The following is a 12,710-nucleotide window of genomic DNA, read 5'->3' as shown; positions in this document are numbered from 1 at the left end:
TTTTTTCAGTAGCACTCCAGCATGCAGGGACTTCGAACAGCTTAGACATCCCAGGAAGGGAATGTGATCATGCGTAGACTTCTTGCGTACCTGACGATCGCTTCGTTCTTCTCAACTTCAGCCTTTGCAGATCCCGCCATCCTGACTGCAAATGTGAACTTCAGAGTGGGCCCGGGAACCGGATTTGACGCCATGCGCGTGATCCCCCAGGGCGAGGAAGTCGACATCAAGGAATGCGACGCAGAAGCCTCCTGGTGTGCCGTGAGTTATGCCGGGGCAAATGGCTTTGTTGCCGGCAAGTATCTCAACCAGTCCGATGCCACCGCGCCGGCCTGGCCAAGGATGTTCAACACCGAAAAAGGCGCGACGATCACGCTCTTCCAGCCGCAGATCACGTCCTGGAAGGATTTCAAGGAGCTCGAAGCCCTTGTCGCGACCGAGCTCAAACCGTCCGCCGACGCCAAGCCGATCTATGGGATCATCGGGCTTTCGGCCAAGACTGTGGCCGACGAGGCGACGGAGAATGTTACGCTGACGGATGTTCGCACCACGCAGCTCGATTTCTCCGCACTGGACCGACAGCAGCTCGCTGACCTCGCGCTCGACATCGGCAAGCTTGTCCCGACCGATCCGATCGTCGTGTCGCAGCAACGCCTGGCGGCAAGCCTTGCGGACTTCCAACGCCTCGCCGATATCCCCGATATCAAGGCCGATCCGCCGCCGATCTTTGTCAGTGAGACGCCGGCCATCCTGGTGCAGACGGACGGCAAGCCGGTGACGGCTCCGCTCAAGGGCGTTGAGGGCCTCTCCTTCGTGGTCAATACGAATTGGGACCTCTTCAAGGTGGATCAGGCGGCAGACTACTATCTGCGGAGCGAAAAGAACTGGCTGACAACAAAGACCTTGGAGAGCGGTTGGGTTGAAGCGGCATCGGTGCCGGACGTCTTTTCCAAGCTACCGGAAATCGACAACTGGAAAGGGGTAAAGGCCTCTCTTCCGCCCACGCCCTTCAGCGATAACCAGGTTCCGAAAGTTTTCTATTCGGAGAAGCCGGCGGAGCTTCTGATCTTTGAAGGAAAACCGGCCCTCGGACCGATCGCGGGCACCGGGCTGGATTGGATTTCCAATACGAGCAGTTCGGTGTTTTTCCATCGGGCCAGCAAGACGTGGTACACGCTTCTTTCCGGACGGTGGTTTTCTTCAACGTCACTCGAAGGTCCCTGGACCTTTGCCACGCCTGACCTGCCCGATGATTTCGTAAACCTGCCCGACGACGCCGCCTACTCGGCTGTGCGCGCGTCGATCCCCGGCACGTCCGAAAGCGCAATGGCGCGTCTGCGGGCGAGCATTCCGAAGCTCGCGCGGGTTTCGACGGATGGATCGCTGAAGGTGGACGTCCACTACAATGGCGAGCCGAAGTTCGAGCCGATCGAAGGCACGTCCATGTTCTATGCCGTCAATGCCAACGAGCAGGTCATCAAGGTCGCGGACAAGTATTTCGTCTTGAAGGACGGCATCTGGTTCGTCGGCGATACGCCGACCGGGCCCTTCGCCGTTGCGCGCGCCGTTGCCGATGAGATCTACACGATCCCATCGTCGTCTCCGGTCTATAACGCGACCTATGTCCGCATCTACGATACGGAACCGGATGCCATCTGGTACGGCTATACGCTCGGCTATCTCTATACCTACCTTGCCTGGGATACAGTCGTCTGGGGCTCGGGATGGTATTATCCGCCCTATTGGGACTATTACGACGACGATTGGCCCTATTATCCGCCGCCGATCAGCTACGGGTTCGGCGCCTCGTACAACCCGGCCTATGGCACTTTCGGGCGCTATGGCTACGCCTATGGCCCGGAAAGGGGCCTGGTCTTCGGCGCAGCCTATAACCCCGTCACGGGGACACGGTTCCGCGGCGGCGCGGTGGCGGGTCCCGGTGGCGAGCGCGGTTTCATTTCTGCCTACAATCCACGCACGGGCAACGCGATGGTCGCGCGGGGCGGGCAGAATGTTTACGGCTCCTGGGGCAGTGTAGCCGTCAAGCACGGCGGCGAGTTCGCGCGCATCAGCGGCGGATCAACCGGGAGTGCCGGCGGCCTGCGCTGGCGCAACTCGGAAGGCGACAAGGGCTTTATCGCCGGCAGCAAGGGCGGTGACGTTTATGCCGGCCGCGACGGCAGCGTCTATCGCCGTCAGGACGGCCAATGGCAGAAGCACACGCCGGATGGCTGGCAACCGGTTCAGAGGCCGGACGGGGAGAACCTGCGCAATGCCGCCCAAGGCGCGGCATCCAACCGGCCCCAAGCCACGCAGCGTATCCAGAACCGTGCTGAAACGAGACCCGCACCACGCCGCAACCAGCAGGTTCGCCAACGGGCGCCGGATCATCTGTCCTTCGATCGCGCCGGACGGCAATTCGGCAACCAGAACGAACTGAGCCGCAATTATGGGCGACTTTACCAAGACTCCGGCCGGAACTTCCAGAGCTTTGACCGTGGTCGCGGCGGCTACAGCGGCGGCGGCTTCCAGGGTGGCAACCGCGGCGGCTTCCACGGAGGTGGTGGTCGCGGCGGTGGAGCTGCTTTCCGCGGCGGCGGTGGCGGACGTGGTGGTGGTGGCGGCGGCCGCGGTCGCTGAGAAAACCGGGCCGCTCGGGCGAACTTTCTCGAGCGGCCGCGTTACAAGACGTGGCAAAAGGTGTGCGGGGTCGCCGCTCATTCGGCCGAAAAGCTTGGCGTGATCATCGGGCCGTCTGCCGCTGTGACGCCGGCCTTGGTGGCACGCCGGACCGGCCGGTCGAACCTTAAGCCGAGATGGTGACAGGTGCTTGCCGCATCAACCGTCCGACCAGAAGCGCTCCTTGTTGAAGCTCTTGTTTTCCTTACCAGCCTGGGACGCCCGCTTTAGAACGCGCGGTGTATCGTCGGCGCTTGCCACCGAGAGCTCCAGGTTCGCCGGAAGTGCCAGACGCTCAAGCTCCTTGGCCGGCGCAAGCGCCCACTTGAAGAGCGCCGCGTCGCGAATTGTCCACTCGGCATTTGTAGGCGACGGGCCGGTGAGGCTGCTTTCGCCTGCAGCTGGATGGCGCATCATGCCCACGCCAAGCGCAACCTTGAACGACGAGGAGGGAATGAAAGCCGAGACGTTTGTGGGTAGCGCCCGCTCGGGCGTGGGGACGGGCGTCACGGTCGCGGCGGTAGCCGTGGCGCGCAGCGTCGGCAGCGGCACGGCGATCGCCGCAAGGTCGAAGAACGGCGACTTTTCGGCTGCTTCCTTCCGCATGGTCTGAAGCTCGAGTGCTTCTTCACCGCGGCTCTTGCGCGTGGGAAGCATCGCGGTCAACAGCGTGTTGCCGGCCGGTTCTCCGCCCTTCAGTTTGGCTGGGCCGGCGCTGTTTGCAGCGACGATCGAGGTGGCCTTGACCCGTCGCTTGTAGTCGGCCATCGCCTGGTCATACCCCGGCAAAGCCCCGCCGCTTGCCGGAAGGTGGAGTGTCTGCCCCTTGGGGAAGATACGCGCGAGTTCCTGGCGCGACATGCGCGGCCACGCCCGTACGTTTCCGACGTCGAGATGTACGAAGGGAGATCCTGACGTCGGGTAGTATCCCACGCCGCCGACCTGCATCTGCATGGCGACTTCCCGCAGCCGGGTGAGCTTCACGCCCGGAATATAGAAGTCCATCGCCTTTCCCAGCATGTGCTGGCTGTTCTTGGCGACCCCGGTGCTGCGGGAGCGGCCGCGCAGCATGCTGTTGGTGGCGGGCGAGCGGTAAGCCGAGACGACGTTGATATAGTCCTTCCCACCGGCGCGCTGATAGACCTCCCAGACAAGATCGAGAAGACGCGGGTCCATACGGGCGGGCTCGTTCCTGCGCCAGTCGCGCAGGAAACGGTTGATCTGCGCGAGCCCCTTCTGGTCGTATTTGCCGTCCCGCTTGAAGGTGATCGTCGCGCGTTCACCGGTGTGCGTGAAGAACAGCTTCAGCGACCGGACTTCTGCCGACGACGCCGTGCTGGTGAAAGCCATGGCGGATGCTGCAAGGGCGGTGATTGCGGCCGCTCGAGCGGCCCACCGGGCGATACGCTTCACGCCTCTGACGATGGCACGCGAGGCAGGCTCTGGATACGCAGTTACAGGATACTCAGACACAGCGGCTTCCGATTCAATCGAGTTACAATCCACCGGCGGCAACGGCCGGCGGCTCGGCTCTTCGACGGAGATTATGGTCAACAAAGGATTAAGAAGCGGTTGATGCCATCGGACGTGCTTCCCCGGTGATGAATTTCCGCGAGGTGCATGGATTTCAGGGCCTCGGCTTGCCCTTACGTGAAGGTGTTGGCTCTTGTTTTCCTCAATCTATACATTAGTTACCATGAATGGATTGGTCGGTTGCACCGCGGTACTTGCATAGCCAAGGTGTCCCATGAAAAGCACGAAAGACGTCATCGCCGAACTGACCCGCGCCGCGCGCGACGTTCACATGCTGACGGAGGGCGAAAAGCTCCGTCTTGTCTCCCGGGCCTATGTCGCGATCAAGGAAGGTTGGGAGCTGCTCGGGCAGCCCAATCGCCTCAGCGAGTCTGCCGAAACGATGGACATCATCCGCGCCGGCGGCATGCCGGTATATCTCTATGACGATGAGATGCGGGCAATCCTCCAGGAGGCCGTCAAGGTCATCAGGCAGATCGAAGCGGCGATGGAAGCGAAGAACACCCCGGCACCCACATCCGGCGAAGATGGCAACCAAGGGTCGTGAATGGGCCCGAAGCAGTTCGAACAATGTTGTCCGCCGTCAATCCGCGCGGCGACGTTTTGACTGGCTGGATCGACCAGATCGCCACGTCGGGGATCTGATCCGTTGGCGCGCTACATCGCAATTCGATCCGACGTCAGGATCAGAATGATCGCCGGGCCAGCCAGGAAGGCGGCGAGGAAAAGTGCCGACAGGATCGAGCGTATGAGGAAGCGCAGCAGGGGGCCGCGGGTCATCGAGCGGCCCTATGCTCATGGCGCGAACTAACAGTTTTCAATCCCGACCCGGGAGGGCACTCCACTTGTGACGTCGTCATGCTCCCTGCCTTTCCGGTTCGTTGAAGGCCGCGCCTATCACTGCTGATACGAGCGAGGTCGGCTCGATGCGTGTGCTAGCTCTGAACGATTGCAGCAGTGTTACGTTCGACTGCCCCGTGGTTTCCGTAATGCTGCTGTAATTCTTGCGGCAGATTCGAAAGGTCGAAGCCATGGGGTGCCGATGCTGCTGATCGAAGATGAGAGGGAGCTGGCGGCGGCACTGGCTGTGGCGCTCAGCAAATATGGCATCGTCATCGACCATACGACCCATCTCGCCGATGCAGCCGAACTTGCGCGTCAGAATGACTACGGCGCTATTCTTCTCGACCGCCGCCTGCCCGACGGTGAAGGGCTGAGCTTCATCCCGCAATTGCGCCGCATTGGCCAAGACGCGCCGATCATCGTCCTGACGGCACGCAACGAGCCGATGGAACGGGTTGAAGGTCTCGACACCGGGGCGGACGACTATCTCGGCAAACCCTTTCTCGTCGAAGAACTGATGGCGCGCCTGCGCGCCGTGTTGCGCCGTCCGGCTGCGCTTGCTGAGCTTCAGATCAAGGTGGGACGAATAGCGCTCGATCCGCTGAACCTCACCGTGACCGTCGATGACGTGAAGCTTGACGTCCCAAGGCGCGAACTCTTCGTGCTCCAGGCCCTTGCGAGGCGCCGGGACAAAACCGTTCTCCGCTCGACGCTCGAAGCAGCGGTCTACAACTACGAAGAAGAGATCCAGTCGAACGCGATCGACGCCCACATTTCAAGGCTGCGCAAGCGGCTGGCGGATGCCGGGGCCGGCGTTTCGATTCACAACATCCGTGGGGTCGGTTACCTCCTGAAGGAAGAGTGATGGGTCAGACGACAGGACGCAATCCGTCGCTCTGGTGGCGGCTCAGCTGGCAATTGAGCCTCGTCATCATCGCCGTCGTTGCCTCGGTGATCATCGGGCTCTGCATCTGGGCAACCACGATCATGTCGCCGAACACGGCCATGGAGGGGACGGTCGTCTCGGTCGTGTCCCGTGCCGTAGGCCGCGGAAGCGATGGTCAACTGCAGCTTTTTGAGACCCATGACCTGACGACGCTCAAGGCGCAAAACAGCGCATTGTGGTTCGTAGTTGCCACCACCAGCGGTGCCTTCGCGTCCTATGGATCCGTTCCGCCCGCCTATGCCGCGCTGCCCACGGTAATCCACCTGTTCGACGAAGCGGATATCAGGGGGGCCGCAGCCACTGGCGAGATTGCGACGATCGAAAACGCGAAGACGCCGGCTGGCGAAGTCCGGATTCTGTTTGGCGGCGTGGCGGACAAGGGTTGGGGTGCCCTGGCTCTCTTGGCGAAGGCCTATCCAATCTACCTGTCTTTGATCGCCAGTGCTCTCCCGGCGATTTTTCTTGCCGTTCCTCACATCGTCGGGCGTGCTCTCGCGACGGTGAGCGAGGTTGCCGACGAAGCATCGCGGATCGATCCGCGCCGCCACGGGACGCGCCTTCCGCTCGCGGGAATCCCGAACGAAGTCGCCCCGGTTCTGATCGCATTCAACGGCGCACTTGAGCGTCTCGAGGACGAGTCCAGAAAGCGGCGGCGCTTCCTGATCGATGCGGCCCACGAACTGCGAACCCCCATTGCGATCATGCAAACGCGCATCGATGGCATGCCTGATGGCCGGGAGAGAACGCGCCTGATGGATGATGTCGCCCGGCTCGCAGAAGCGGCAGAGCAGCTTCTGGACTTCGAGCGCAACGACCAGGCGCTCGTTCTGGACGAGCCGATGGATCTGGTTGACATCGCGCGATCGGCGTTGCCGATCTCGCTCCGTTGGCGATAGGGGCTGGCTATCAGGTGTCTTTCCACAGTGACGTGGAGACGCTGGCGCGAAAGGGCAACCCACCTGCCGTGTTGCGCGCGGTCACAAACCTCGTCCGAAATGCGATCGATCACGGCGGCAATTCGGGCATGATTGCCGTCTTGGTCTCAAGCGATGGGCGCGTGGAAGTTTCCGACGAAGGACCGGGCATACCTGCCGAGCATCAGGAACTCGTCTTTGAACCCTTTTACAGGGTTTCTCCCAAGGACACGGGCGCGGGTCTTGGTTTGAGCCTTGTAAAACAGGTGGCTTCAAACCACGGGGGGCGTGTCAGTCTCACGAGTTCAGCGAGCGGAACCAAGGTGGTCGTCCACCTCTGACCGCGAGAGGCGTGGGATTTAGGTCGCGGTCACCGCCGCGCCCATGCTTGAAGGGTTCTCGAGACACCATCCCTTCGGTGTCAGCTCTAACCTGCTTGTAATTCTGTAGCAATTGTCCATCCCCAAGGTCGCCGTTGCATGTCAACGGAGATCATTAAACGTGCTAAAAGAATATTTTATTCAATCGCTTGCCTGGGTTTCTTCATCGCTCGTCCCGGCCGGCGCGGTGGCGCTGGCAGGGCTACTCTCGGCAACCCTGATCGGATGCCAATCGGTTCCATTGAAGGAGGCGGGGACTTTGACCTCCTATGGCAAGCTCGGTCCGTCGAAAGGCATGGTGGCCAAGAAACGCCTCTACGTTGATGGACAACGTCTGGTCGACGTGAAAACCGTCCGCATCGCGCCAACGACGTTTTCCTTTGCAGCCGCCTCCAAGATCAAGTCCGATGCCGATCGCGATTTGGTTTCGAACGCTCTCGATCGGGCGCTCTGCGTCGCGCTCAGCGACAGGTACCAGATGGTTCCTGCCAATCAGCCTGCTGATCTGACGGTTCGCTCCGTGATCGCCGATATTGTCCCGACAGACAAGGCGCTCGCAGGGGTTTCCACGGCCATCACCATTGGTACGGGGTTCGTCCTGCCCGTCAGCGTGCCGCGATTGCCTGTCGGCCTGGGAGGCTTGGCTGTAGAGGCCGAAGCGGTCGATGCCAGCGGTCTGCAAAGTGCCGCCATGCTTTGGGCGCGTGGTGCAAATTCGATCCTCGACAAGCCCCGTGTTTCGGAAGTTGGCGACGCCTATAGCTTTTCGACGAAATTCGCCGACGCGTTTTCGCAGGTGCTGATTTCCGGCAAGGAGCCGAAGGCATTGAATATCTCGCTGCCGACCCGGCAACGCATGCAGTCCTGGTTGGGTGGCAAACCCAAATATGCCGCATGCGATGCCTTCGGTCGGGCACCGGGCCTGGTCGGCGCGATAGCAGCCAAATACGGCGCGCCGCCTCAATGGACCGACAAGAAACCAAAAGCTGCGGCGCAACAAGCGTTCAACTCTCCTATTGCGCGATAGCTTGCGGTTGGCGATCCTTATTTCACCCCGCCATGGGCAAGCCCGCTCACGAGGTAGCGTTGCATGAACAGCGCGACCAGATAAACCGGCGCGATGCCTGCCAGGGAGGCGGCTGCCATCTGGCCGAAATTCACCAGACGGTCGCCCTGGAAGAGCGAGATGCCCACCGGCAAGGTCCGCGTGGCGTCGGAGAAGGTGAAGGCGGAAGCAAACAGGAACTCGTTGTAGGACAAGACCGTGACGATGATGAAGGTCGCGACGATGCCGGGCGCGATGATCGGCACGACGATCTGCAGCAGCGTGCGAAATGGACCGGCGCCGTCCATCGCCGCTGCCTGTTCGATCTCGATCGGCATCCGGCGCAGGAACGGCATCAGCAGCCAGAAGGCGACCGGCACGTTGGCGAAACCATAAATGAGAATCAGGCCGGCGCGCGTATCGAGCAGTCCGGTTGTCTTCAGCAGAAAAAACAGCGGGATCAGCGCTACGATCGGCGGCGCCATGTAGCTCGACAGCGTTACGTCCGACAGCCATTTGCCACCGATCTTCAGCCGCAGGACGGCATAGGCCGACGGCAGCGCCAGCGCGATGGTGACGAGGCCCGAAACCAGCGACACGATCACGGAATTCAGGATGAAACCGAGGATGTTGGCCGCGTCGAAGGCCGCCGGCCAGTTGGCGAGCGTCGGCATCGTCGGCCAGAAGCGTCCGTTGAGCACGTCGTCCTTCGTCTTGAAGGAAACCGCGATGAGAAAGAGGAAAGGCAAGGCAAAGAAGCTGACGACCGGCGCTGTCGCAAGGCCGAGCCACAGATGTCGCGCGGCGGGTCTCACAGCTCTCGCCTTTCGAAGTGCTGGTGCAGCCGTACGACGGGCAAGGTCACAAGCCCGATGACAAGCGCATAGATCATCGTTTCGGCCGCGGCGCGGCCGACGTCGAACTGTTCGATCGCCCGCCGATAGATGGCAAAGCCGGCCGATGTCGTCGCAAAGCCCGGTCCGCCGAAGGTCAGGATGTAGATGAGGTCGAAGAGCTTGAACGACAAAATGAGCTTCAGCAGATAGATCGACGAAAGCGGTGCTGCGACCAGCGGAAGTGTGATGTGCCAGAAGCGCTGCCAGCCATTGGCCCCGTCCACCAGCGCTGCCTCGTGAACGCTGTCGGGTACCGTGGAAAGAGCCGCAAAGCAGAGAATGACGATGAATGGCGTCCATTGCCAGAGGTCGGCGGCGCCGATCGCCAGCCAGGCGAGCGTCGGGTGACCAAGAAAGGAAATCGGCTCGGAGATAAAGCCATAGGTGATCAGGGTACCGTTCAGGAGCCCGCCTGCCGGCGCGAAGATCAGCTTCCAAGCGATGCCGACCATGACCGGCGGGGTCATCAGTGGCAGCAGAACGAGGCTCATCAAAAAGCGGCCGGCCTTCAACAGGGAAGTGAAAAGCAGCGCGATCAGGAAGCCGAGCGCAAGCTGCACCAGCGAGGTGGCAAGTGCATAGGCGACGCTTCTGCCGATGGCCGCGAGGAAGATCGGATCCTGAAGCGCCGTTGCGAAGTGCTTGATGCCGACGAAGCCGCGGAACGGCTTTCCAAGCGTGCTCTTGCTGAAGGCAAGCGCCAGCAGAAAGACAGTCGGGTAGAGCGTCGTGACGATCAGCGCGACGAGGACCGGTGCGATCCAGGCCAACCGTGCGAGACGCGCCCAAAAGGCGTGGCCGCGCCCGGCAACACCCGCCGCGCCGGCGGGTTCCAGCACCTCGACGGCAAAGGTGGTCATGCGGCCTCGGCCAGATCCGGGCGTGTCGGCCCGCTGCCGGCCCGGGTGGCCAGCAACATGTCCTCGATATCGTCGAGGTCGCTGGGCGTGAGCGCAAGGGTTGCGGCATCGATCCAACCGTCGATCTGCAGCGGTTCGCGCGCGCCGATGATGGCACCGGTGACGCCGGGCCAGGAAATCGCCCAGGCCGCAGCGATCGCAGCGACGGTCGTTTTGTGTCGCGCGGCAATCGGCCTCAAGCCTTCGGCAAAGGCCAGGTTGCGGTGAAGCGCTTCGCCCGAAAATTCCTCGTCGCGCGATCGCCAATCGTCGTGCGGAAGGGCCCGGGCGCGCGCCGGCGTAAAGGCGCCGGTGAGCAGGCCTGATTGCAGTGGGCTGTAGGCGATGACGCCGCTGCCATGCGCCTGCACCCACGGCAGGTCTGCTCTAGCGAACTGGCGCTTGATTGCCGAAAAGGGCGGTTGCACCACATCGACGGGCGCCACCGTTGCCGCGCGCTCCAGAAGCGCCCGATCGTGGTTCGAAAGCCCGATGGCCCGTACCTTACCCTCTTTCTTCAACTCCGCAAAAGTCGCCCAGTATTCCTCGACCGGCGTGCCGTCATTGGCAGGCCAGTGCACCTGGTAGAGGTCGATGACATCAACGCCGAGCCGCTTCAGGGAAGCCTCCAGCTCGCGGCGAATGGATTGGGCATTGCCGATGCGGGCGGGAAGGGCGTTGCGGTTGTCCGGGTCCCAGATCAGCCCGGCCTTGGTGAAGATCAACGGACGTTGGGAGCGTGGGATGGTCGAAAGCGCCTCGCGCACGATCTGTTCGGAATGGCCGAGACCATAGACGGGTGCCGTGTCGATCCAGTTGATGCCGCGCTCGACCGCATGACGGATGGCGGCGATCGACCGGGTATCGTCCTGACTTCCCCATCCCCAGCCCCAATCGGGGCCACCGATGGCCCAGGCGCCGAAGCCAACGGGCGTGATGTCGAAATCGGTTCGGCCGAGCCTGCGTTTCGGCAAGGATCTTGCGCTCATGGTCTTTTGCCTCGTTTCAAAAAAAGTGGCGGGGCGGCGCCGGGAGGAAGCGCCACCCCGCAAGCAATCAGCCGTTGGTCTCGATGATTTCGGTCCAGGCCTGGTGGGCATCGGCGATCGCCTGTTCCGCGCTTTTGGTGCCGGCGAGCGCCAGGGCCAGTTCGTCGGTCAGCGCATTTTCGAGTTTTGGCGCATAGACGGCGGTCGGCCAGGCCAGGCTGTTTTCCAATGCGCCATCATCGAGCAGCGGTTGCACCAACGGCTGGAAGTCTCTGAAATTCTTAGATTTCAAGCCAGACTGGCGGTCCGGGTCGATGCCCGAGCCGGTGAGAGCCAGAAGCTCCTGGTGGTAGTCCTTGCCGGTCGCAAGCTTGATCAGGTCCCAGGCGACGTCCTTGTTTTTCGATCCGCTGGTGATCGCAAAACCGAAGCCGGCATTGAAGGCGAGGCGGGGTGTTTTGTTGCTGCCGCCAACGGGAATGCGCGTCACCCCCCACTTGTCGACGATCTTCGAGCCCTTGGGGTCCTGTGCATAGCCGCCGAGATCGGTCCAGAAGTCGATCTGTGCAGCCTTGCCGTTGAGAAACGCGGGCAGCCCTTCTTCGAAGCGGGTTTCAAGTGGGGTCGGCAGCGCATGGGGAGCCGACGCAAGCAGCGACTTCAGGGCTTCGACGGCCTCGGTGCTGTCGAGCGCCGAGGTGCCGTCCGCCTTCAAGAAGTTGCCGCCGAAGCCGGTGAGCCGGTTGGCATAGGTGGAAAGAATGATGACCGGGATCTTCGCGCCCAGAACCGCAGCACCATAGATGCCGTTCTTCTTTTCCGCCTCGGTGATCACCCTGGCGTTCTCGTTGTATTCGTCCCAGGTTGCCGGCGCCTTCAGGCCGTAGCGATCAAACAGCTCGCGGTTATAGAACAACAGATGGCTGTCGCCGTCATAGGGCAGGCCATAGCGACGGCCGTCATGCAGCGTGTACTGGTCGTAGATCGTCTGGATGAAGTCTTCCGGCTGGATCTCGGCCTTGTCACGCTCGATGAGATCGGTCACGTCCTCGATCACGCCATCTTCGGCGAGCTGACCCTTGTAGGTATAGAAATAGTCGATGACGTCGAACTGGTTGGCGCCCGACTGCACGTCCAGCGTCGCCTTGGCGCTGACCTGGTCGTAGGGCACCGCCGTGACGTTGACCTTGGCTCCGGTCAGCCTTTCGAAATCTTCGGCAATTTTCTTGCCCGTGACGACATGCGGCTGGATGATCAGGAGATTGACCGTGCGGCCGGCATATTTGTTGCCGGACGCAAGGGCCGTCGAGGAGGCAAGTGGCGCGATGAAGGGCAGGGCGCCGGCAGCCGCGAGCGATTTCAGCACGCGGCGGCGGCGATAGGCCTGGCCGAAAATGGAACTGGACATGGGATCCTCCGTCGAAAGCTGGGCTGGCCGGCGTTGTCATTCGTCGCAGGCGGAACGGGTCCGGCGCACGCGTTGTTGCCAGCATCATGCGTGAGAAACCTCGGCTTATACACATTTAGTCTATGTATTTTATGTATTATTGCGGAATGATTTTGCTGCTCTCCCCCCGGCCGGAGTA

The 12,710-nt window shown here is 61.8% G+C and carries 10 protein-coding genes and 1 pseudogene; 5 read left to right on the top strand and 6 right to left on the bottom strand.

Translation table 11 applies throughout. From position 1 onward, the window contains the following. The first annotated feature begins 69 nt into the window (after positions 1–69). The gene (locus ASD63_RS32305; protein WP_060530565.1) at positions 70–2,640 is read left to right on the top strand and encodes an SH3 domain-containing protein; all 2,571 of its coding nucleotides are present in this window, start codon (positions 70–72) and stop codon (positions 2,638–2,640) included. 198 nt (positions 2,641–2,838) lie between these two features. Here the strand turns inward: ASD63_RS32305 and ASD63_RS32300 are convergent, their stop codons facing one another. Further along, positions 2,839–4,029, bottom strand: coding sequence for a DUF882 domain-containing protein (locus tag ASD63_RS32300; protein ID WP_060530521.1), 1,191 nt, complete (start codon positions 4,027–4,029; stop codon positions 2,839–2,841). A gap of 397 nt (positions 4,030–4,426) precedes the next feature. On the opposite strand from ASD63_RS32300, the gene ASD63_RS32295 reads away from it, so the two are divergent. Further along, entirely contained in the window at positions 4,427–4,759 is a 333-nt protein-coding gene (locus tag ASD63_RS32295; protein WP_034798100.1) for a hypothetical protein, read from the top strand. 110 nt (positions 4,760–4,869) lie between these two features. On the opposite strand, the gene ASD63_RS36695 is transcribed toward ASD63_RS32295, so the two are convergent. Next, the gene (locus tag ASD63_RS36695; protein WP_255382254.1) at positions 4,870–4,992 is read right to left on the bottom strand and encodes a hypothetical protein; all 123 of its coding nucleotides are present in this window, start codon (positions 4,990–4,992) and stop codon (positions 4,870–4,872) included. A gap of 256 nt (positions 4,993–5,248) precedes the next feature. On the opposite strand from ASD63_RS36695, the gene ASD63_RS32290 reads away from it, so the two are divergent. From ASD63_RS32290 to ASD63_RS32280, 3 genes and pseudogenes are all read left to right on the top strand, one after another. Next, a complete protein-coding gene (locus tag ASD63_RS32290; RefSeq protein ID WP_060530520.1) occupies positions 5,249–5,920 on the top strand; it encodes a response regulator transcription factor in 672 nt (223 codons plus the stop codon). Beyond that, positions 5,920–7,256 (top strand): annotated as a pseudogene (locus ASD63_RS32285) (HAMP domain-containing sensor histidine kinase). The gene ASD63_RS32290 and the pseudogene ASD63_RS32285 overlap by 1 nt, the downstream one beginning before the upstream one ends. A 226-nt stretch (positions 7,257–7,482) precedes the next feature. Next, complete coding sequence (locus ASD63_RS32280; RefSeq protein WP_244497306.1) at positions 7,483–8,322, top strand: DUF3313 domain-containing protein; 840 nt, start codon at positions 7,483–7,485, stop codon at positions 8,320–8,322. 17 nt (positions 8,323–8,339) lie between these two features. Here the strand turns inward: ASD63_RS32280 and ASD63_RS32275 are convergent, their stop codons facing one another. The 4 genes from ASD63_RS32275 to ASD63_RS32260 all read right to left on the bottom strand — a co-directional run bounded on the left by ASD63_RS32275 (position 8,340) and on the right by ASD63_RS32260 (position 12,532). After that, positions 8,340–9,155 (bottom strand): carbohydrate ABC transporter permease, encoded by an 816-nt coding sequence (locus tag ASD63_RS32275; protein WP_051659395.1) that lies wholly within the window; start codon positions 9,153–9,155, stop codon positions 8,340–8,342. Then, positions 9,152–10,096 carry a sugar ABC transporter permease gene (locus ASD63_RS32270; protein ID WP_034798110.1) on the bottom strand — a complete coding sequence of 315 codons (945 nt, stop codon included), beginning with the start codon at positions 10,094–10,096 and terminating at the stop codon, positions 9,152–9,154. Before ASD63_RS32270 ends, ASD63_RS32275 begins: the two co-directional genes overlap by 4 nt. Then, positions 10,093–11,124 carry an aldo/keto reductase gene (locus ASD63_RS32265; RefSeq protein WP_034798112.1) on the bottom strand — a complete coding sequence of 344 codons (1,032 nt, stop codon included), beginning with the start codon at positions 11,122–11,124 and terminating at the stop codon, positions 10,093–10,095. Before ASD63_RS32265 ends, ASD63_RS32270 begins: the two co-directional genes overlap by 4 nt. 67 nt (positions 11,125–11,191) lie before the next feature. Then, complete coding sequence (locus tag ASD63_RS32260) at positions 11,192–12,532, bottom strand: sugar ABC transporter substrate-binding protein (protein WP_060530519.1); 1,341 nt, start codon at positions 12,530–12,532, stop codon at positions 11,192–11,194. Positions 12,533–12,710 lie beyond the last annotated feature (178 nt).

It is taken from the genome of Ensifer sp. Root558 (assembly GCF_001427045.1).
GTDB classification, from domain to species: Bacteria; Pseudomonadota; Alphaproteobacteria; order Rhizobiales; family Rhizobiaceae; genus Ensifer; species Ensifer adhaerens.
Note: the sequence above shows the minus strand (reverse complement) of the source record. Positions and strands in the feature narration are given on the sequence as shown.